The 22103-nt window shown below is 36.0% G+C and carries 20 protein-coding genes; all 20 read right to left on the bottom strand.

Features of this window, described 5'->3' with window-relative positions; genetic code table 11:
• Positions 1-61: 61 nt before the first annotated feature.
• Positions 62-2035, bottom strand: a complete 1974-nt coding sequence (locus RHO12_10320; protein ID WVD65757.1) for a TonB-dependent receptor — start codon at positions 2033-2035, stop codon at positions 62-64.
• A gap of 485 nt (positions 2036-2520) precedes the next feature.
• On the bottom strand, positions 2521-3849 hold the full coding sequence (locus RHO12_10315) for an HlyD family type I secretion periplasmic adaptor subunit (GenBank protein WVD65756.1): 1329 nt from the start codon (positions 3847-3849) through the stop codon (positions 2521-2523).
• Complete coding sequence (locus RHO12_10310; protein ID WVD65755.1) at positions 3830-5962, bottom strand: type I secretion system permease/ATPase; 2133 nt, start codon at positions 5960-5962, stop codon at positions 3830-3832. The genes RHO12_10315 and RHO12_10310 overlap by 20 nt, the downstream gene beginning before the upstream one ends.
• A gap of 79 nt (positions 5963-6041) precedes the next feature.
• Positions 6042-7583: a calcium-binding protein gene (locus tag RHO12_10305; GenBank protein WVD65754.1), complete on the bottom strand. Its 1542-nt coding sequence runs from the start codon at positions 7581-7583 to the stop codon at positions 6042-6044.
• A complete protein-coding gene (locus tag RHO12_10300; protein WVD65753.1) occupies positions 7519-8541 on the bottom strand; it encodes a hypothetical protein in 1023 nt (340 codons plus the stop codon). Before RHO12_10300 ends, RHO12_10305 begins: the two co-directional genes overlap by 65 nt.
• A gap of 117 nt (positions 8542-8658) precedes the next feature.
• Entirely contained in the window at positions 8659-8943 is a 285-nt protein-coding gene (locus tag RHO12_10295) for a hypothetical protein (GenBank protein WVD65752.1), read from the bottom strand.
• Between the two features lie 384 nt (positions 8944-9327).
• Positions 9328-10403 (bottom strand): IS3 family transposase gene (locus RHO12_10290; protein ID WVD65751.1). Its coding sequence is split into 2 segments (ribosomal slippage): positions 9328-10151 and positions 10151-10403, totalling 1077 coding nucleotides; the frame shifts between segments, so codons are not numbered across the junction.
• 445 nt (positions 10404-10848) lie between these two features.
• A complete protein-coding gene (gene fabF, locus RHO12_10285; GenBank protein ID WVD65750.1) occupies positions 10849-12093 on the bottom strand; it encodes a beta-ketoacyl-ACP synthase II in 1245 nt (414 codons plus the stop codon).
• Positions 12094-12222: 129 nt separating this feature from the next.
• The gene (acpP, locus tag RHO12_10280) at positions 12223-12456 is read right to left on the bottom strand and encodes an acyl carrier protein (protein ID WVD65749.1); all 234 of its coding nucleotides are present in this window, start codon (positions 12454-12456) and stop codon (positions 12223-12225) included.
• Positions 12457-12605: 149 nt separating this feature from the next.
• The gene (gene fabG / locus RHO12_10275; protein WVD65748.1) at positions 12606-13340 is read right to left on the bottom strand and encodes a 3-oxoacyl-ACP reductase FabG; all 735 of its coding nucleotides are present in this window, start codon (positions 13338-13340) and stop codon (positions 12606-12608) included.
• A gap of 11 nt (positions 13341-13351) precedes the next feature.
• On the bottom strand, positions 13352-14287 hold the full coding sequence (gene fabD, locus RHO12_10270) for an ACP S-malonyltransferase (protein ID WVD65747.1): 936 nt from the start codon (positions 14285-14287) through the stop codon (positions 13352-13354).
• Between the two features lie 132 nt (positions 14288-14419).
• Entirely contained in the window at positions 14420-15373 is a 954-nt protein-coding gene (locus RHO12_10265) for a beta-ketoacyl-ACP synthase III (protein WVD65746.1), read from the bottom strand.
• A complete protein-coding gene (gene plsX, locus RHO12_10260) occupies positions 15363-16394 on the bottom strand; it encodes a phosphate acyltransferase PlsX (protein WVD65745.1) in 1032 nt (343 codons plus the stop codon). The genes RHO12_10265 and plsX overlap by 11 nt, the downstream gene beginning before the upstream one ends.
• A gap of 22 nt (positions 16395-16416) precedes the next feature.
• Positions 16417-16584, bottom strand: coding sequence for a 50S ribosomal protein L32 (rpmF, locus tag RHO12_10255; GenBank protein WVD65744.1), 168 nt, complete (start codon positions 16582-16584; stop codon positions 16417-16419).
• A gap of 15 nt (positions 16585-16599) precedes the next feature.
• Positions 16600-17121, bottom strand: coding sequence for a 23S rRNA accumulation protein YceD (gene yceD, locus RHO12_10250; GenBank protein WVD65743.1), 522 nt, complete (start codon positions 17119-17121; stop codon positions 16600-16602).
• Positions 17122-17363: 242 nt separating this feature from the next.
• Positions 17364-17939, bottom strand: coding sequence for a division/outer membrane stress-associated lipid-binding lipoprotein (dolP, locus tag RHO12_10245; protein ID WVD65742.1), 576 nt, complete (start codon positions 17937-17939; stop codon positions 17364-17366).
• Between the two features lie 39 nt (positions 17940-17978).
• Complete coding sequence (locus RHO12_10240) at positions 17979-18575, bottom strand: SIS domain-containing protein (GenBank protein ID WVD65741.1); 597 nt, start codon at positions 18573-18575, stop codon at positions 17979-17981.
• Between the two features lie 40 nt (positions 18576-18615).
• Positions 18616-18969 carry a YraN family protein gene (locus tag RHO12_10235; GenBank protein ID WVD67402.1) on the bottom strand — a complete coding sequence of 118 codons (354 nt, stop codon included), beginning with the start codon at positions 18967-18969 and terminating at the stop codon, positions 18616-18618.
• Positions 18969-20969: a penicillin-binding protein activator gene (locus RHO12_10230; protein ID WVD65740.1), complete on the bottom strand. Its 2001-nt coding sequence runs from the start codon at positions 20967-20969 to the stop codon at positions 18969-18971. Before RHO12_10230 ends, RHO12_10235 begins: the two co-directional genes overlap by 1 nt.
• A 50-nt stretch (positions 20970-21019) precedes the next feature.
• The gene (rlmM, locus tag RHO12_10225; GenBank protein ID WVD65739.1) at positions 21020-22102 is read right to left on the bottom strand and encodes a 23S rRNA (cytidine(2498)-2'-O)-methyltransferase RlmM; all 1083 of its coding nucleotides are present in this window, start codon (positions 22100-22102) and stop codon (positions 21020-21022) included.
• Between the last annotated feature and the right edge of the window lies 1 nt (position 22103).

Below are 22103 nucleotides of genomic sequence, written 5' to 3'. Positions count from 1 at the left end.
TAGAGGATTAAAATGAAAATGCCTATTCTATCTAATTGAATAGGCAATAAAAATAAAATACCTAAAAACTAATTTCTGTACCTACCCAATAACGGCGGCCTTCTAGCGTCTTACCGAAATCAGTATTTTCGACGTCTTTATCAAATAAATTATAAATTCCTGTATATAATTTTGTCTGTTTATTGACGGAATAAGAAGCACCTAAATCCCAAAGGGTATAACCTGGGTATTTTTTACCTTGTACCCCATTTTTGCCAGCTTCGGTTTCCTCACCATAATAAGCAACTTTTGCCCATAAATCCCACTGCTGAGTAACAAACCAATCAAGCTGTGTAGTAAATTTTTGCCTTGGTGTACGATTTAATGATAATCCCTTATTTACACCGCTTTTTTGCTCTGATTTGGTCCACGTATAACTCGAGTTTAATAAAAACGTATCAAATAATGGCGTTTTTAACGATAGCTCAACTCCTTTAATATCAGCTTTATCAACATTTTCGCGGGATTGAACAAAATCAAAACCAGATACCCCATTAGCGGAACATAATTTCTTATTTGTTGTATCATCACATAGGTAATAGGATTGAATTTTATCTTTAAACTTAGTATAGAAAGCAGTGGCACTGGCATTCATTCCGCTTTCGTCACTATACTCTAGGCCTAATTCAATATTATCAGATTTTTCAGGTTTTAAATTAGCATTACCTATAATAACGCCATCTCTATTGCCTCCCCCTGTAACTTGCCCCCAATCAGCAACTACATAGCGTAATAACGGCGTTGCATAACCAGATGAATAGCCACCTTTTAGGGTGTAGTTTTCATTGATATCCCATACTGCATAAATACGTGGGTTCCAATTAGTACCATAATTTTCATCTTTATTAAAACGAATGCCACCAGTTAGAGCAAAATTATCGACAATCTGCCACTCATCTTCGGCATATAATGCGTAATTCCAACGGTCAATTTTACTAATCAATGTATTAAGTTCATTCCCTTTATCATTAAGATTCTGATAAGTATAATGGCCACCGATAGTTAACATATGGTTTTCTAATGGAATTAAAAACTGGCTATCAAAATCACTATTTTCCACTTTCATCTCTCTTTTAGGGTTATTATTACCTTCGTAAGAAAAAAACGTTTTTGAGGTAAATCCATCCCAATGCCCTTGATGAGTTAAAGCATATGAATTGCGACGGTTATCACGTTCAGAATCATCTTTGCGAGTAAGTGCTCTCGTTTTACCTCTTGTTGCTAATGAATTTTGCAACGAACGGCCAAAGTCTAATTGAAATGACTGATTATCGGTCGCTTGTAAGAATAACTTACCATTTAAACTGCGTAATTTTTGCTCTGCGTGGCCATTTAAAAATTCATCCTCACCTCGATCAGAATATTGACCATAGAGTTGTAGCCCTAACCTATCGGCAATTAATGGTCCCATCAACGAAAAATTACTATTATAATAATTATTAGCTTGGGAATCTTGTTGGAAAACCGACTCTAATCGCACACTGCCTTGCCAAGCGTCTAACACTTTTTTAGTAATAACATTAATAACACCTCCCATCGCATCAGAGCCATATAACGAAGACATGGGTCCCCTAACTACCTCAATGCGCTCAATTGCAGATAACGGCGGTAACCACCCTTGCTCAAAACCTGAACCATCACTATTTGGTCTGGTTTCCCTTGTATTTACTTTTTTACCATCGATAAGGATTAATGTATATTTAGCATCCATACCTCGGATGCCAATATCGGTGCCATCACCACCACCTGAAATATTTACCCCCGGTATGTCTCTCAAGGCGTCAGTAACATCGCGATAAGGTTTATTATCAATATCTTTTGCTGTAATAACGGAAATTGTCGCAGGTGCATTTTTTATTTGCTGCTCAAAACCTGAAGCTGTTACTACTATCGTATCCATATTTGAGTCGGTTTCAGCTACTGCTAATGGTGATAATGAAAGCAGTAAACTCGCTTTTATTGCTTGAGAAATAATTTTTATTGTCATTTTTTTCATCGGTTCGATCTCATTAATTAATAATAATTATCATTTACATTAAATGAATGAAAAAATTACAACAAATGAGAATAATTATCAATATCTTTTATTGAAATTATCTATTTTCAAACCAAATAAAGTAAGCATTACTATCCTTGGTATGCTCCATCAAACAATCACTAATAATTTTTAATATAATTATGTTAAGAAAATTAACTAAAAAAATTGCTAGTTTAATAGCTTAAGAGTTTAATTATGGTACGCTTGATAGGCTTGATGCACTACACTAGGTCAAATTTAGCGCGTTTTGTAACATCACTATCGTCTCTTCCTAGCTATCTAAATCAATATAAAAAGGCGGCTATCTAAGATACAAGATATTGGTAAAATGAAAGAACCGAATATTGAGACAACTAAAACAAGTCAACTCGATTTAGTCATTATCGGCGGTAGACAAGCAAGTCAATTAAATGAGCTTTCAAAGATGTGAAAATTAAAATAACTCACCTTTGCTTACCTACATCATCTAATGCCTCCACCATAGGGCTTAATAAATAACTCAATAGTGTCCGTGTTCCCGTTCTTATCTCTGCTGAAACCGACATTCCTGGTTCTAAATCAACATTTCTATTATCAACCGTTAAACTATTTTTGTTCAACTCAATAACGGCTTTGTAAACTAATCCTTTATCCTTGTCTTCAACAGAGTCGGAAGATACATTAAGTAACACGCCCTCAATCCAACCATAACGGGTAAAATCAAATGTGTCTATCTTGACCGTGACCTTTTGTCCTTTGCGTAAAAAACCAATATCTTGATTACTAACCCAAACCTCAGCAATTAATTTTTCATTTTCAGGAACAATTTTCAATACTTCCTGCGGCGCCTCAACTGCAGCTCCCGCATCTCGATAAATTAACGACTCAACAATTCCAGCAACAGGGGCTTTTAATTCATATTGTGCCATAAGCGCAATCAACTGTTTTTGCTGTGTGAATAAAATAGCATTTTGATTCAGTTTTTGTATTTTTTCTTGCTCAATCTCTCTTATTTTATCAGCAACATGTGATTTGATCTGCGCGTCAATTTGAGCGTAGTTAGATTGCATCTCTTTAATTTTGACTTCACCCATATCTACCGTGAATTTGGCCTCTAAATACTTTTTCTTAACTTCGAGTAAACTATCTTTGCTTGTCATCTCTTTCTTATACAGTGACTCCAGCGCTTGATACTGCTCTTCATAAATCGGCAATAAGTATGATGCCATTTCTTTTTGTAGTTGGTAGTTTTCTATTTGAGCATCAATTACTTGCTGATTAAGCTTGTAAACTTGCTTTTCATTATAATCATCTTCTATTTCAGCTTGTAACTGCATCGAAATCTGTTTCGCAAGTTCTGGCGATTCTGCTTGCAATTTATTTGATAATATTATTGGAGCTGGACGATCTAAATAGTGGTCATATAATAAATTTAACCGTTCAATATGAAAACGGTTAATTTGTTGCTGTACGATATTCTCTTCTAATTGCGCACCAAGTGAAGTACTATTTAACTTCATCAGCAACTGACCTTTTTCAACTCTCTCACCCTCTTTAACTAAGACCGCAATGATTTCTGCGGTCACAGAAGCATTCACTGGTCTTGATAGTTCTGTAACAACAAGCTTTCCGCGAGTTGTTGCAATAATATCGACACGGCTTAATGACGCCCAGCTAATCGCTATAACAAATAAAGCAATAATCACCCATAATAGTATTCGACCTAAAGGGGAGGGTGGAGTTTCTTGTAATTCTAGTACTGCTGGCAAAAATTCACGATATTTTTGCTTCATTAGTCTGCCCTCCACTTTGTAAGTGATAGAGCTTGCGATAAATACCATTTTGACTTAAGAGTTCTTGGTGACAACCTTGCTCAACTACCGCTCCCTTCTCCATCACAATAATGCGATTAGCCTGTCTGACTGTTGATAATCGATGAGCAATAATAAAAACCGTTTTATTGTGACAAATTTTTGCCATATTGTCTTGAATGATTTTCTCAGATTCATAGTCAAGCGCACTTGTTGCCTCATCAAAAACCAACAGTTTAGGATTGGTGATCAAAGCTCGAGCAATACCAATACGCTGCTTTTGACCTCCTGATAATTGTCCTCCATTTTCCCCAACTGGCGTATCGTACCCGAGTGGAAACTCACTAATAAAATCATGAGCCCCAGCCATAACGGCGGCATTAACAACTTCCTCAAGTGAGGCATGGGGAATAGCTAACGCTATATTGTCACGAATAGAGCCATTAAATAATTGCGTTTCTTGTAAAACAACACCAATTTGCTTACGCAACCACTGTGGATCTGTTTGTGCAATATCAATTCCATCGATAAACACCTGACCTTCAAGAGGAGTGTAAAGTCTCTGCACTAAACGGGCCAAGGTACTTTTACCTGAGCCTGAGCGACCTACAATTCCAATAATTTCTCCCACTTTTACCGATAAATTAACATTTCGTATTACTGGAGCCGCATCAGGTTTATAAGCAAATGAGATATTTGCAAAACGAACATAGCCCTTGATTTCTTTTAAAACACTATTGTTTTCTTGCTGCTGCTCAACTGGAACATTTAAGATATCACCGAGTCGTTTAACTGAAATAGAAACCTGTTGGAAACTTTGCCATAGCTGAACTAAACGTAAAACTGGCGCAGTTGCTTGACCTGCAAACATATTGAATGCAACCAACCCTCCAACTGTTAATTTTCCTTCAATAACCAAATTAGCGCCATACCATAAAATAGCTACCCCAGTTAGTTTACTCACTAACTGAGAAATTTGCCCAGCAACGTTCCCTAAATTTTGAGTTTTAAAGCAACTTGCCACAAAGTGCGCTATCTGCTCATCCCAACGCCTAGTCATATAATTTTCAACTGCCATCGCCTTCACTTGCTCAACACCCGAGATACTCTCGACTAAAAAAGCTTGATTTTTAGCACCTTGTTGAAATTGCTCATCTAAGCGTCGACGAAGAACGGGGGTAATCATAATTGACAATAAAATATAAGAAATTAATGACACTAGAACAATTAATGTTAAGGGGATACTATAAAAAGCCATAATAACAAAAAATACCACCGCAAACAAAATATCCAGACATAATGTCATCGTACTACCTGTTAAAAATTCGCGTACTGTTTTTAACTCATAAACGCGGGCAACCGTAATTCCGACTTGGCGAGACTTAAAATAACTTAATGGTAATGATAGTAAGTGTTTATATAATAATGAACTGAGCATGACATCAATACGTTGCGAGGTATGAGCCATTTGGTAGTTACGTAAACCACCCAGTATCACATCAAAAATAACTATAGTAAACATACCTACTGCTAGTACATCCAAGGTTGTTAAACTTTGATGAGCTAATACTTTATCAACAACAACTTGGAAAAATAGTGGCGTGACCAAAGCTAAAATTTGAATAAAAAATGAGGCTAATAAAATCTCACCAATTAGTTTTTTATATCGTATAAAAGCTTGAAAAAACCATTGAATATTAAATTCTCGATTAATTGATTCCCACGTTATGCGTTTAGTGAATAAAAAAGCGCTCACCTTTATCTCTGCTGGAACTATAATAACGTCTGGAGACTTTTGATGAGGAGATTGGATAAGCCACTGCCCATCTTTAATTGCCAACAAAACGACATAGCCTCTATCTTCAAGATGAATAATGATTGGCGTTGCAATCTTATTATTGGTATTTAACTTATTTACATAACGACATTTTAACCCCACCTTATTTACGGCTCGCACAAATTGTAATGTAATATCATGCTTATCATCTAAATAGAATTGTTCTTGTAGCGATTTAACATTTACTGCCATCCCATAAAATTGGGCAATAATCGCTATCCCTTGCCATAAATCATCATAATTTTGTTTTTCTTGCATTACTTAGGTTTTTCCTAATCCAATAAAATAGGGGATAATATTCAATCTATCCCCTACTCATTACGTTATAATATTCACCTTAAAAATTAGCATTATGATTGGGTTGATAAGATGGAGTAACTAACGCAATATCGCCAACCGTCAAATCACTATCATCATCATCTGATGCCAAAAATGTACTAATGCTTTGGGTCATCATTGATAAATTATAACCAGACGAACTAGTTGAAAATACAGGCAATGGGATACCATCATTTAAATATGAATTAATATCTTCGTGTAACCAAGATGAGCCATCAGCAAATTGAAATATATCGATCCTAGATTGTAGTTTGGTGTCATTATTAGTCGAGAACCAGTTTTTAATTACAATCGAATCCTCACCCACATTTAATGAAAGATCCGCGCCCAATTTACTCACATTTACAATATCAGAAGATATCCCCTCACCAAAGCGAATGGTATCGACATCAGCTTTAATTCTAGTCCAAAAACCAACGTAGTCTAATTCACCTTGGTTATCAATAATATCGTGACCATCACCTAAGTTGAAAAGATAAGTATCATTACCCGCTCCACCAGATAACGTATCATTACCCACTCCGCCAGCTAATATATCATTCCCTTTGTTACCTAATAAAATATCATCGCTAGCAGTGCCTTGCATTTGTAAATGATTATTTAGAACATCTTCCCAGGTTAATGCTGTTCCATCAGCAAACATAAACTCTTCGATAACATTCCCAGTATTAATCCTTGCTGTCACTGAGGTCGCATCAGCAAAAATATTTTTAATTCGGAAGCTTGCCATAGGGCTATCTTTGGTCGTAACAACAATATCAGCCTCATCTCGTGCAAATCGAACATCTTCTGGTTTAATGTTATTCATGAATAAGAGTTTATCAGCCCCAGAAGTATCATTAATTGAGTCATGCCCTGATGAGCCAAATATGTAGAAATTATTATTAGATAAGCCACCGTTACCGAGAGTATCCATAACTGACTTGTAATATCCATTGGTACTGCTATATGTTAAATAACCATCTATCACATCTTTCAGTAAAAGAGTGCGCGGATCACCCGTTTTCTGGTTGAGATTTAAACTACCCTCTAATTCTGTAAAATCAATTATAAAATTTCCATCTTTGAATTTTAGTTTTAATAAACGAAATTCTTGTTGGAATTCAGTTTGAGCTAAAAGGTTCGATGTAACATAGTGCTTAAATTTATTATACTCATTCAGTAATAAATCAGCAGCAGTATTTCCAGCTGGGGGGGTATTATTACCATAATAAATATTAGTATATTTTTCCCCAGTAATGATTTCTAATACACTAAGTTTTCTAGCATCAAAACCACCTCGGCTATTCGGATCGATATTGTTAACATTAGCCCAGCTAAAAATAATATCATCAATAACTTGTCCAATATCTGTTGTTAGTGGATTAGTAATAAACTTATCTAGCAAATTTTTTAAATTCGAATTTTTACTCAAAGCGAGTGATAAATTGACTAAATTACCGAATCCACGAATAGCGGGGTAATCTTCAATCCCCTCAATATATTGCTCTACTCCGGTATAAATACTGTTTGCTTGCTTGATTGGTTGAAAACCAAACATCTGTTGATTTTCCTTCGGTACCATCGGTATAGGTTATTTTACCTGTTAGACGATGTTCATTTCCGTTGTCATCTACATAATTTGAAGTTAAATATTTTGTACTTATAGAAGAAATTCCTGCTTCTTTTAGGCTTAGTAACTCATTTTCATCTGTGTAACCATTACTACTTTTATCTTGCCAAACTTTTAAGTTTTCCCAAATGCTATCTTTAGCATCTATAACACCATCGCCATTTTCATCATACTCAGCTAATGCCTGATAACCATTTTTTGCTAAAGTTCCATTTTTAAGTACAGTATTATCGCCAAATAGCTCTTGCCCATCATCAATCAAACCATTACTATTTAAATCTAACACCAATAAGCCATCATCAGCACCAACCCAACCTGTGTTTTCCGCAAATGTATTTGTATTTAAATCAAAATGAATATCTTGATCTTTACTGAGAGTTTCAATACCATCACGATCGAGATCCACAATAATAGGTGACCATGCTGTAAGAGCTCCGTCTGGAATTTTTGGTGTATCAGTATTTAAATTATTTAAATAATTTGTTAATGTTCCGGGTGAAATTAGATATCCACCGAGATCTGGATCTGCAAGTCCGTATTCATTAACCAAATTCAAAAGGATGTTAAGATGCTCTTTTAAATCATCAGATGTGACATAAGCAGCTAACCCTAATGTCGCTGCTGCGGCTATTACGTAAGGATTTTTAGTATAACCTGCAACTATCCATGCTACATCAGATGCAGCATGTAAATAATCGCTAGTTGTTGCGGTACCTTTATTTATTTTATCGAATAAATTAGCGACAGATATTGTACCGCCAAATTTTCCACCGAGAATATGCGCTAGCTGCTTGCCCACACCTGGTTTTGAGAGATTATTAGCTAAAAATTGAAGTTTATTTGATATACTAACAAGATCATCACCATCTGTTTTTTTATTTGACATAACATTTAATCCTAATTTTTTGAGTAACCTGAATTTTGCTTAAGAAGATATTAATAAATATCACTATAGTTATATATTACTAAAATAAAAAAATTTATTGTTTAAAAGAGGATGAGATTAAGCAAAGAATGCTAATACCTTAAAAATACCCTCAAATCCAAAGTAACAAACGATAAGTAAGGTTTCCATTAATAAATTAAATTTATCCATTTTCGCTTTTACTTCTTGTTTTCTAACTGTATGCAAACATAAAGACAAAATTGCGACAATAATTAAAACTACTCCTAGAGCGAGGCTAAAAATTGAATTTTTATCGAAAAAAAACAACGTACCAACTACAGCAATAAGGCCTATAATCAAAAGTAAACGACTAATAACTTTATTTTTATTAATATTATCCAATATATACCTCTATAATTATATTTAAAATGGTTCTAAATTTATCGTTTTAATTATGAACTATTGCAACATATTTTAAATAAACTATTGATTCATAATTCTCATAAAGAGGTTGAATAAAATATATGCGAACCAGTGTATTTGTAAACCATAAAACTTGAGTTATAAAAATAAATAATAATAAAAAAAAATAAACGATTTAGGTTATGTGTTATATGTATTTATTTAAATTAAGGCGTTGGCGATATCAGATTGAAAAAAGCATGAGCCGAAGAGGAAATTGTTAGGATAATGCGCAACAGAACGATTATTTAGAAGTTTAAAGGTTGAGTGGATTGCTAAAGCAAGGGTAATCCTCCCACAATTAATGGAAGTTAAAAGTAGAGGTTAAATAACCATCAAAGGTGGTCTTCCATGATTAGCTTGGTGAGGCCTTTCATGGTTATAGTGCCACAGCCACTTTGTAGCATAATTTTGCACGCTTTCCAATGTATCAAATAAGTTTAAACCAAGCCAACTGTAACGTACCGTGCGGTTATAACGTTCAATATAAGCATTTTGTTGTGGTTTTCCTGGTTCTATATGCTCGATGCTAATACCTTTTTCTCTCGCCCAGTTTTTGAACTCATGGCTGATAAATTCGGGACCATTGTCACACCGAATTACCGTTGGCTTTTCTCTAAATTCCAATAGTCGATTAAGTGCACGGATAATTCGAATAGCTGGTAATGAAAAATCAGCTTCAATCGCTAAGCCTTCTCGTTTGTAATCATCGATAATATTTAACAACCTAATCTTACGCCCATCAGCAAGCTGGTCATGCATAAAATCCAGTGACCAAACTTGATTCGTACGTATGGGCTCTTTTAACGGCTCGGGTTTATGCCTTTTTAATCGTCTTCTCGGCTTAATGCGTAAGTTTAATGCCAATTCACAGTAAATGCGATACACCCGCTTATGATTCCAACCATAGTGGGCAACATAGCGCAAATAGGCGAAACATAACCCAAATCCCCAATCTCTATTTTCCTCTGTTAATTCAATTAGTTGTTTGGCTATTAATGCATTTTCATCATTGTTCTTTGATTCATATCGGTAACAGGTCTCGCTGATATTAAACAGGGCACAGACTAATCGAATACTGATTGAATGATGAGTCACTGCCTGCTTTGCCATTAAACGTCTACAAGCGGGCTTTACCACTTTTTTGCCATGGCTTCCTGAATGATTTCAGCTTTGAGCCTTTCTTCGGCATACATTTTTTTGAGCTTAGCATTTTCAACTTCTAGCTCTCTTAACCTAGACATTAATGCTGTATCCATACCGCCATATTTTGAACGCCATTTATAAAATGTAGCATTACTCATTCCATGTTCGCGACACAGAACGGTAACCGGTGTACCCGATTCGGCTTGTTTTAAGATGGACATAATTTGACTGTCAGTAAATTTAGATGTTTTCATTGAGAATCTCCTTATTGTATTAATTAAATATTAATCGAAAATTCTACTTTTGAATCCTATTATTTTTAGGGGGGATTACCCAAGGCTATGCTCATTTAAATGAAGCTAAAGCTGATGTTAGTCGATATTTATTTTAATATTACAACCAATACATCCCCATACTTTTAATGCAGGGTTTTCTCCTGCTGTAACAGAAAACCTAAGTTAGTGCACGGAATTACTTGACCACTACAGGTTAATCTCACCAAAACTAGATAGGACACATAAAAAGTAGCAATAAATATTGAGGTAAATCAGTTTTTTATTTTTAGAAAGAAATAAAACGGCGTATTTATTGAGTGATACTAAAATCGTAGAATGCAAAATGGATGAAGTGATTGAACCACTTAAGTAATTTGATATAAAATCTAACGCCGCTTACACGGCGTTAGATTTGGTAAGAAAATTAAATTTTCTTAAATAAAACGGAACCGTTAGTACCGCCAAAACCAAATGAATTACAAAGTGCATACTCTATATTTTTCACTTGTCTTGCCGTGTGAGGTACATAATCTAAATCACAACCATCATCTGGGTTATCCAGATTAATTGTTGGAGGAATGGCTTGATCGCGTAATGCTAATATAGTGAAGATCGATTCAACTGCCCCCGCTGCCCCTAACAAGTGACCAATCATTGACTTAGTTGAACTAACCATAACTTTATTGCTATTTTCTTTAAAAATCGATTTTACTGCTTGAGTTTCAGCTTTGTCACCAGCAGGTGTTGATGTTCCATGAGCATTAATATAGCCAACTTGCTCAGGCGTAATACCTGCATCACGGATAGCACATTCCATTGCTAGCGCAGCACCACTACCATCTTCAGGTGGCGATGTCATATGATATGCATCACCGCTCATACCAAAACCGACGATTTCAGCATAAATTTTTGCACCACGCTTTTTAGCATGCTCATATTCCTCTAAGAACATAATACCTGCACCATCGCCAAGCACAAAACCATCACGGCCTTTATCCCAAGGACGGCTGGCCGCTTTAGGATTATCATTATTCGTTGATAATGCCCTTGCAGCGCCAAAGCCACCAATACCTAAAGGGGTGCTCGCTTTTTCACCACCACCAGCCAGCATTGCATCTGCGTCACCATAAGCAATCATACGTGCAGCATGACCAATATTATGAACACCTGAAGAACACGCTGTCGCGATAGAGATACTTGGCCCTTTTAAACCATAAGTAATTGATAAGTGGCCGGCAATCATATTGACGATCGTTGATGGAACAAAAAATGGACTGATTTTTCGCGGCCCCCCATTAACTAATGCGCTATGATTCTCTTCAATAAGACCTAAGCCGCCAATACCAGAGCCAATAGCACAACCAATACGTTTTGCATTTTGTTCTGTTATTTCGATTCCCGCATCTTGCATAGCCTGAATGCCTGCTGCAATACCATACTGGATAAAATAATCCATTTTACGGGCATCTTTGCGAGTAATATTGTAATCTTCGCCATTAAAGCCTTTTACCATAGCAGCGAAACGTGTTGCGAAAGGGGTTGTATCAAAGTGTTCAATAAATTCTACACCGCTTTGACCGGCTAGCAATGCCTGCCATGTAGACTCAACTGTATTACCAACTGGAGATATTAGCCCCATTCCAGTAATAACAACTCTGCGTTTAGACACGTTGTTCCTCCTGAAAAGGATTAAAATAAGAACTGCACCTATTTTTCATAATAAGGCAACTGTGATGTTTGTATCTAGGCAAAAACTAGGCGATCATATGACCGCCTAGTTTAATATTCTCTGCTAACCTTATTGATTCGCAGTCACATAATCGATTGCAGATTGAACCGTTGTGATTTTCTCAGCTTCTTCATCTGGAATCTCTGTATCAAATTCTTCTTCTAAAGCCATAACTAATTCAACTGTATCAAGAGAGTCAGCACCAAGATCTTCAACGAAAGAAGATTCATTTTTTACTTCATCTTCTTTAACACCAAGTTGCTCAACAATAATTTTCTTAACTCGCTCTTCAATAGTGCTCATACTCTTTTTTCCTATAAATATCGCCAAAAGTGGCGGTGATTGTAAGTTTATAAAATGTTGAAAAAGTTGCAACCAAAATTTTCAACAAAATTGATTGTTTTTTGTTCTCTCTACTAAAAATTCGCTCTATTTTACACTATTCTAGCAGATTAAACCATATACATGCCACCATTGACATGTAAAGTTTCACCAGTGATGTAAGCTGCATCATCTGAAACTAAGAAAGCAACAGCATTTGCAATGTCTTTAGGATCGCCTAAACGACCTGCCGGCACTTGCGATAAAATACCGCTACGCTGATCATCTGAAAGCGCTCTAGTCATGTCAGTTTCAATAAATCCTGGCGCAACAACATTGACCGTGATCCCTCGAGATGCAACTTCTCGCGCGAGAGATTTACTAAAGCCAATTAAACCAGCTTTAGCAGCCGCATAGTTTGCTTGCCCGGCATTACCCATCGTTCCAACAACAGAGCCAATTGTCACTATTCTACCATAACGTTTTTTCATCATAGTACGCATCAGTGCTTTTGATAAACGAAATACTGAAGTCAAATTAGTTTCAAGAATATCATGCCACTCATCATCTTTCATTCGCATTAATAGGTTATCTCGCGTAATTCCGGCATTATTAACTAAAATATCAATATCGCCATACTGCGTTTTCACTGCTTCAATAACCGAATCAATTGACTTCTCATCTGTTACATTTAAGGCAAAACCTTTGCCGTGTGAACCTAAATATTGGCTAATGGCTTGTGCTCCATTTTCAGTTGTTGCTGTACCAATAACCGTTGCTCCATTTGCTATCAACTTTTCAGCGATTGCGCGGCCAATCCCTCGGCTTGCCCCTGTAACTAGAGCAATTTTTCCAGATAAATTCATTTTAGCCCCTTTTATTTAGTATTTTCTAATGCATCTAATAATGACGTTGAATCATTAATTGCAATGCTAGAAAGTGAATCTACAATACGTTTCGTTAAACCAGTTAAAACTTTACCAGGTCCCACTTCAGTAACAACAATTATCCCTTGCTTAGCCATATATTCAACGCATTCTGTCCAACGTACAGGACTATATAATTGTGCAATTAGTGCATCTTTAATAGCTTGAGAATCCGTTTCTATTTTAACATTAACATTATTAATTACAGGATAATTTGGTTGATAAAATGTAATATTTTTTAGTGCTTGCGCTAATTTATCGGCTGCAGGTTTCATTAATGCACAATGAGAAGGAACACTAACTGGTAGAGGTAAAGCACGTTTAGCGCCCGCTTCTTTACACAAAACACCTGCTCTTTCAACAGCTTCTTTATTACCAGCGATAACCACTTGCCCTGGCGAATTAAAGTTAACAGGAGAAACAACCTGACCTTGTGCGGCCTCTTCACACGCTTTAGCAATTAAATCATTATCTAAACCAATAATAGCATACATGGCACCAGTGCCTGCAGGGACAGCTTCTTGCATCAGTTTACCCCGGAGTTCAACCAATTTAATTGCATCCTCAAAACGAATAACGCCAGCACAAACTAAAGCTGAGTACTCACCTAAACTATGACCAGCCATTAACTCAGGCATTGGCCCTTGCTCATCTTGCCAAATACGAAAAATAGCAACTGATGCAGCAAGTAATGCTGGTTGGGTTATCCACGTTTTATTTAATTCTTCCGCAGAGCCATTTTGGACTAATTGCCAAAGATCATACCCTAAAACTGATGATGCCTGAGAAAATGTCTCTTCTATAATAGAATATTTTTCACTTAATTCCTTAAGCATTCCTATTGATTGCGACCCTTGCCCAGGGAATACCATTGCAAACTTAGTCATTAATTTAACCTTTATCGTCATTTATTAAATGATAGTAAACCAGCAAAAATTCTTCGTTACTAGCCTGTAATTTTAAGTAAAATATTAACAAATACAACGGTTTAAATTCACTAATATCTTTAAACTGTTATATTAAAATCGAACTAATACCGAACCCCAAACAAATCCACCGCCAAAAGCCTCTAAAAGCAATAATTGGTCACGTTTAATGCGCCCATCGCGAACACCAATATCTAAAGCACAAGGTACCGACGCTGCCGATGTATTACCTTGTTTATCTAAGGTCACGATCACTTTGCTCATATCCATGTCTAAGCGTTTTGCTGTTGCTGAAATAATGCGTAAATTAGCTTGATGTGGTACTAACCAATCCAACTCAGTCTTATCAATATTATTTTCGATTAGTATTTCATCAACTAAATTTGATAACTCACGTACAGCAACTTTGAAAACATCATTACCTTGCATCGTCATATAAACTGGATTTTCCAGATCGCGCCGATCAACATATGGGTATTTGAGTAATTCACCGTAACGTCCATCGGAATGTAAGTGTGTCGCGATTATCCCTGGCTCTTCAGAGCGACCAACCACAACGGCTCCCGCGCCGTCACCAAAAATAATAATGGTTCCTCGATCTTGTGGATCTACGCCGCGAGTCAACATATCTGCACCAATGACCAAAGCGTATTTTACTGTCCCAGCTTTAACGTATTTATCAGCAATATCCAATGCATAAACAAAGCCAGAGCAGGCGGCTGAAATATCGAAAGCAATTAAATCAGGTAAATTTAATTTCGCTTGCAATTCTACCGCACTGCTTGGAAAAGCATTCACGGACGTCGCGGTTGCAACAATAATTAAACCTATATCATTTTTATCAATTTTAGCCATATCAATAGCATTGATCGCAGCTTCATAAGCCATTGATGTAACCGTTTCATCTGGAGCAGCAATACGTCGTTCTTTAATACCCGTACGAGTTGAAATCCATTCGTCGCTAGTATCAACCATCTTCTCAAGATCGGCATTAGTTCTGACCTGCTTTGGAAGGTAACTCCCTGTGCCCAAAATTTTAGTATACATCAATATTTTCACTCTTAGGTAACGTAGAAGAAAGACTCATTGCAATTCTTTCAGGTATATTATGTTTAATCGCTAATATTGCTTGTTCAATAGCAGCTAAAAACGATTTTTGATTTGCTGCACCATGACTTTTAATCACAACACTTTGCAAGCCAAGTAAACATGCTCCATTGTAATGGCTAGGATCTAAGTGACCAAAATTCTTTGTCACCTTTTTTTGTAACCAATAACCAACTAATTTCATCAATACCGAATGAGGCTTTGTCATTAACTGCGTTGAGGATAAGAATATTTTAAGTAAGCCTTCAACTGTTTTTAATGTAACATTACCAACAAAGCCATCACAGACTAACACATCGGTCTTTCCTGTTAGTAGCTCATTACCTTCTAGATAACCGATGAAATTAATCTTTTCGTCTGATTTTAAAATACTAGCAGCCGCTCTAATACGGTCAAGCCCCTTAATATCTTCTTCACCAATATTAAGTAAAGCCACTCTAGGATTATTTATATTCAAAAGGGTTCGTGCTAAAATATCACCCATCAAGGCGAATTGAACCAACATATCACTATCACACTCAGCATTAGCACCTAAATCAAGCACAACCGTATTACGCTTATTTAATGCAGGTAAAATAGCCACTAAAGCAGGTCGTTCAATCCCATCAATAGAATGAAGGAGCAATTTAGACAGCCCCATCAACGCCCCTGTATTACCAGCACTGACACAAGCTTGAGCTTGATTATGTTTAACAAGCTCCAAGGCCACTCTCATCGATGAACCTTGACTATGCCTGATTGCTAATGAAGGTTTCATATCGTTAGTAATAACAGATGAAGATTCAACAATTGTTAAGCGCTGATAATTTTTAGGCAAAAAAGGAGCTATTTCAGTTGGATTACCAACTAAAATAATATGTAAATGAGGATGATGATTTAATGCTTGTAATGCAGCAGGAACAATGACCGGAGGACCGAAGTCCCCACTCATAGCATCTAACGCAATCGTTAGATTGTCCAAAATATCACCTAAAAATCAGAAATTACTTATTAATAACCTTACGTCCACGATAATAACCATCTTCGGTTACGTGATGACGTAAATGGGTCTTTCCTGATTCATCAACTGAAATATTTGCAACAGTTAATGCATCATGAGCACGACGCATACCACGTTTTGCTCGAGTTTTTCTGTTCTGTTGAACGGCCATGGACTAACTCCTCTCTTAAGGCTTATTTTTCAAACTAGCTAAAATTGCAAACGGGTTAGGTCTATCATCCTCGGTAGGAATCTCACCAAAAACCATATCTGCTTCCGACACTTCACAGTGCTGACTATCATGCACCGGTGCAATTGGTAAGCTAAGAATAATCTCATCTTCAACCAGTGCAAGTATATCTATTTCACCAAACTCATTAAGTAAAGCTGGCTCGTAGCATTCCGGCAAATCCTCTGCCTGAGCATCGCTCTTGACAGGACTAAACTTATTTTTAACATGAATGCACACTTCAAATGGCTTTTGGCAACGCTGACAAACTAATGTCAAAAGCACTTTAGCATCTATTTTGATAACGCAAAGTCGTTGCTGATCAATACCAAATGATAAAGCGCATTCAATATTACTGTTTACACTATCAACTGACTCAGCCAAACGACTAGCATTTTTAGCAAGAAACTCGCCAATGTAATCTAATCTTTTTTGGGCTGCTTTAATTGGGTCAATTGTTAAAGGTAATCTATTTTCCATAAGGCGCGCATCTTACCGTTAAATCATGTTTTCGTCAATGGGGTTGTTACTATTTATTAGTGATAGGAGCAAGTTAACCAAGCTCCACACTATCAAAACGATCTATTTTTAATCACAATTAAACATTTATCTATAGAAAAAATCACAACAGTCATCAATATAATATTTATGCTAAAAAAATTATAACCTATTCTATTACAATCAATTTTAGGTAGTTATTTAAATTCTATTATTAGAATAAACTAATTAATGTAAGTAAAAATAGTTGTGACTAATTTAACGCCTGATACTTTGCTGGCAATATCAGCGGCCAAACGACCATCTTCAGCGGTTACCATACCAATCAAAAATACTTGACCGTCTTCGGTGATCACTTTTATATCGCGAGCTTTGGTTTGTTTGTTTGCGATAAGAGAAGACTTAACTTTAGTTGTGATCCATGCATCATCGGTCATTGCCCCTGCGCTAATTATCTTACCTACTTGAATTTTGTTATAGATTTTTTTTACTCCATCTACGCTTTGGACTAATTCAAAAGCGCGATCAATTACTGCCTGTGATTTTGCTTGCCCAATTAATAAGACGTTACCATCGTATGCTGATGCGACAATTCGTGAACCTTTAAAATAGTCACTTTCATCTTTTAATCTTACGCTAATTCTAGAATCAAGTGTTGTATCATCAACTTGAGTACCCGTAGTACGAGGATCCGTTGCAACCTTAGCAACCCCAGCTCCTGCACCTAAAAAAGCAGCAACGCAGCCTTGTAATATTAAAGAGCCTGTGATCACCATAGCAATCAATACAACTTTTTTCATCTATTTATTTCCTCTATTTAGTCGTCTTTATTTTATATCTTAATAAGCTTGTTTGTGAATAAAAAGTGTATTTTCAATTAATTGACAAAGGCAATTTAAAATAATTAATTGCATTTCACAAATCGTTCTCTCTTTATAAGAGGGTATACGTATTTCTATATCAGTTTGTCCAAGTAAACCAACAACGGCACCGCCATCACCACCAGTTAATGTAATAATGGTTAAATCCTTTATAACAGCTTCTTGAACAGCTTGTATAATAGATTTTTCATTACCACTCGGTGATAATACAATGAGAATATCACCTTGATTCCCCAGTGCCTGGATCTGCTTAGCATAAATATCATTAAATTGATTATAGTGATTGGCAATTGAACTAATCAAAATATTATCAGCAACGAGAGCTATTGCGGGCAAATTCGGCCGTTCAATATCAATCCCACTCACTAGTTGTGCAGTAAAGTTTTGCGCATTTGCGGCAGAGATACCGTTTCCACAAGTTAATACCTTATTACCATTTAATAAAGCATTGATAATCAAATTAACTGCTTTTTCAATCGGAACACTTAGCGACTCTGTTATCACTATTTGAGTTTGAATACTTTCCGTAAAATAATTTTTTATACCACTTTGCATCTTTATACCTAATCAATTGGTGAATTTTCACTCTAGTTATTTAACAATCGAATGCATTTTTTATCCAGCAGTAGTTGTCACCCGTAATAGCAAAGACGTCAAAACGAAATTCTTTTGTTTCGATATCGATTTGCTGCTGTTGCATCCAATTATAAGCAGCTTGAATCACTTTACTTTGTTTTTTTTTAGTGACAGTTGATTGAGCGTCGCCATATAGTTCATTTTTACGATAACGAACTTCAATAAAAACGAGACAAGCATGATCTTGCATGATTAAATCAATCTCACCTAATTGTGAACCGTGATTTTTTGCCAGAAATGTTAAGCCTTGTTTGCATAAAAAACAATGGGCTTTTTCTTCGTAGTAGAGCCCTAACTGCCGTTTGTTTTGCATCACTGGACAATGATATCCTTACCATTTAAGTACTGATACCATAAAAGAGTCCTCGTAATTTCACAGTTCGAGCCAACAGACAACTTACCAGTCATACCATCAAACACATCTATTTGGTAAGGCTGCAACTGATTAAAATGGTTGGCTAATTGCCATGCATCCACACCCATTGCATACAGGCGAACGAGTGAATAATCATTTTTAATATATTTTGGCAACTGCTCAACAAGTTGGTTTTGGCTGATAATTAGTGGAATATCGCTGAACTGAACTCGTTCCATATCATAGCGAAAGTCTTGATTGGTATCTGCACTATTGCTCCTTGAGCTGGCATAAATAGATGGGATCACTTTGGTAACGGTAATCGCATTTCCTTTATTATCCAAGCGTAAATTTCCATTCTCGTCGCGTTCCATCTTATTCGACTTCATATCTAACATCGATTTTATTAGCGCTAATTCATTATGAGAGGCATAAATATAAATCGCATCAAACTTAGGATTATCGATGTTAGCGATTGATAATGAATCAACGGCTTCGCCAGAACTCAATGGTAAACGGTCTAGTTGTTCGGATTCAAACTGATTAAACTGCCCGCGAGCAATAGGCGTCCCTTCTAGTTCGATACCATTTCCTGAATTAATTTGATTACTTAATGATTTCTCTGAATCAAAGTATTGAACATATACCCGACTATTTGCCGAAGGATCCGTTAAATCCCACTGCTCAGCAAAACTCTTAGCAACTCGCTCACCTAGATCATTTCTAGGTACAATAAGTAATGGAGTCTTTTTATTCTGGTTATAAATATAATTGGCAGTGTCTCTCGCTTCATCTTCAGGCGATAAAGAAAAAAAACAGATTTGGTTAGATTTATTAGCAGCAAAATCAGAGCTATCAATTTGATTTAATGCTAGGACTGGAATTGATGGTGATAGCTTCATGATAGCCAAAACGTCTTGTTTCAATAATGGACCGACAATCAGTTCCACTCCTTGTTGCTGTGCTTGCTTAACTAATAAATCCAGATCATTTCCATTGGTGTCATAAACATAGATATTTTGTTGGGGTTGTTGAGTATAAAACTGACTGGCTTCGGAATAGCCAAGACGAATGGCATCACCAAATACTTTAGAAGAGCCGCTTAACGGCAGAAATAATGCAACACTTTTGTGATTAACATTATCAGGTAAACGATATTTATCACCATAAATATTTCTTGGTAAATATAATGCAGCTGGATGGGTTGAATACTGTAATTGCCACTCACTCACTGCATTTTTGATTAATTTAAATTGCTCTTCTTCCTTTTTAGCGATCGTATCAGCATCATCCGAATCGTCAATTTGGTAAAGATTTGCATTATTATTATAAGTATAAATCAGATCGACCCAGCCTTGTAATACAGGTTCATTAGCATATACTAAGATACTCTCAATCGCCAGTTCGTCCAATGCACGAAGAAAATTCCAAGTATCGTTGATAGTTTCGTGCCGTTGTTCAATTGAACCATATTGTGCTAATTCAATATAATTCCGAAGTTGAGCATTTACATCATGTTGTTTTTCATCTAAGACTATTTTTATTTTATAAAACCGAATTTTTTGCTCCTCATTCAGATCAGTAAACCTAATATTAGCGAGATCAAAATTTTTCCCACTTTTTATTGCTATCTCATCTCGTAATAAAATAGCTTCATTTTGCTGCATTGAGTTAAGGTCGCTTGGTAGTTCATTAATTAGCAGATCTGCTTGAGATAACTTTTCTTCAAGAATTAAAGAACGAATTGCAAGTAGCTGCCAACTTATTTTTGCATCACCGGATGATGACGATAGCTGTGATAAATAGTATTGAGATGTTTGGGTTTCATCAAAATCCAGTTGTCTGGTTACATTTGTAGGACAACCGGCTAAAAAGCTAACCAGCATGATGACAAAAACAATCTTCAAAGAAACCAGCTTAGCATAAGACTGGATATTAAATGAGTATGATTTAAGCATTATAAAATCTCATCTATGATATAAATAATAAGTGTTTAATAACTATCAGTTTACCCCCAAATCCGCTGAACATGAATCGTAATTTCCTCTCGATCATGATAAAGCTGCTTGGCTTGAATCTGGAAGTTAACGTGATGTTTCTTTAACTCATCTTTAAGAAACTGAATATTTTCTTTTACTTCTTCATAACGTTTTTTCATTGGTAGTTTTAAATTAAATATTGCTTCTCTACACCAACCATTAACTAACCATTGAGCAATAAGTGTAGTTACTTTTATAGGCTTGTCTACCATATCACATACGAGCCAATAGATGTTATGTTTTTTAGGCTGAAATTTAAAACCATCTTCCTGATAATGTCTTACCTGACCACTATCTAATAAGCGCTGATCCATTTTGCCATTATCAATAGCGTAAACCATCATACTATGTTTAACTAATTGATAAGTCCAGCCACCTGGGCAAGCACCTAAGTCAACCGCATTTAATCCGCCTTCTAACCGCTCGTCCCACTCTTCATAAGGAATAAAAACATGAAAGGCTTCTTCAAGTTTTAATGTCGATCTACTCGGCGCATCAGAAGGAAATTTTAAGCGTGGAATTCCCATGTAAAAAGGCGAATTATTATTACTATATGAATAGCCAATAAAGCAACTAGTACTATTGATAAATAGTAAATGAATAACTGGTTTTAGTGGGTTTTCAACCTTTAATAAAATCCTTTTATCCCGTAGAGCTTGCCTCAAAGGCACGGTAAATTTTCGACAAAAATTAGCTAACTCCTTACCTTCATTCGTATCGGGAACCTCAACTCTTAACGTGCCAGATTTTGGTAAACCACCATCAATAGCGTCAAGAATAGGAGCGATACGATTTTCAGTAGGTAGATTAGTAAGCAACCCTCCTGCCACGAACATCTGTCTTGCAAAAATTAAAGTTTTAAAATTTAAGAGCGAAAAAAGTTTCTCAGCATCACCAGGTTGATAGCATTCAAATTCAATATAACTACTTTGTTCTTTTACTTTCGCAAAGCCAAAAATAGAAAACTCAGTCGCCCTATCGGTAATTTCAGCAGCACACTCTTTTTCAAAACCTGAACGACAGTATAAAATAATACGATTAAATTTTTGCATT

This window comes from Orbaceae bacterium lpD02, from assembly GCA_036251875.1.
Lineage (GTDB): Bacteria > Pseudomonadota > Gammaproteobacteria > Enterobacterales > Orbaceae > Orbus > Orbus sturtevantii.
Note: the sequence above shows the minus strand (reverse complement) of the source record. Positions and strands in the feature narration are given on the sequence as shown.

Bases quoted from the DNA above. Each gene is read 5' to 3' on its own strand.
- RHO12_10320 (WVD65757.1), bottom strand. From the start codon at position 2,035: ATGAAAAAAATGACAATAAAAATTATTTCTCAAGCAATAAAAGCGAGT.
- RHO12_10315 (WVD65756.1), bottom strand. From the start codon at position 3,849: ATGAAGCAAAAATATCGTGAATTTTTGCCAGCAGTACTAGAATTACAA.
- RHO12_10310 (WVD65755.1), bottom strand. From the start codon at position 5,962: ATGCAAGAAAAACAAAATTATGATGATTTATGGCAAGGGATAGCGATT.
- RHO12_10305 (WVD65754.1), bottom strand. From the start codon at position 7,583: ATGTTTGGTTTTCAACCAATCAAGCAAGCAAACAGTATTTATACCGGA.
- RHO12_10300 (WVD65753.1), bottom strand. From the start codon at position 8,541: ATGTCAAATAAAAAAACAGATGGTGATGATCTTGTTAGTATATCAAAT.
- acpP (WVD65749.1), bottom strand. From the start codon at position 12,456: ATGAGCACTATTGAAGAGCGAGTTAAGAAAATTATTGTTGAGCAACTT.
- fabG (WVD65748.1), bottom strand. From the start codon at position 13,340: ATGAATTTATCTGGAAAAATTGCTCTAGTTACAGGGGCAAGCCGAGGG.
- fabD (WVD65747.1), bottom strand. From the start codon at position 14,287: ATGACTAAGTTTGCAATGGTATTCCCTGGGCAAGGGTCGCAATCAATA.
- RHO12_10265 (WVD65746.1), bottom strand. From the start codon at position 15,373: ATGTATACTAAAATTTTGGGCACAGGGAGTTACCTTCCAAAGCAGGTC.
- rpmF (WVD65744.1), bottom strand. From the start codon at position 16,584: ATGGCCGTTCAACAGAACAGAAAAACTCGAGCAAAACGTGGTATGCGT.
- yceD (WVD65743.1), bottom strand. From the start codon at position 17,121: ATGGAAAATAGATTACCTTTAACAATTGACCCAATTAAAGCAGCCCAA.
- dolP (WVD65742.1), bottom strand. From the start codon at position 17,939: ATGAAAAAAGTTGTATTGATTGCTATGGTGATCACAGGCTCTTTAATA.
- RHO12_10240 (WVD65741.1), bottom strand. From the start codon at position 18,575: ATGCAAAGTGGTATAAAAAATTATTTTACGGAAAGTATTCAAACTCAA.
- RHO12_10235 (WVD67402.1), bottom strand. From the start codon at position 18,969: ATGCAAAACAAACGGCAGTTAGGGCTCTACTACGAAGAAAAAGCCCAT.
- RHO12_10230 (WVD65740.1), bottom strand. From the start codon at position 20,969: ATGCTTAAATCATACTCATTTAATATCCAGTCTTATGCTAAGCTGGTT.
- rlmM (WVD65739.1), bottom strand. From the start codon at position 22,102: ATGCAAAAATTTAATCGTATTATTTTATACTGTCGTTCAGGTTTTGAA.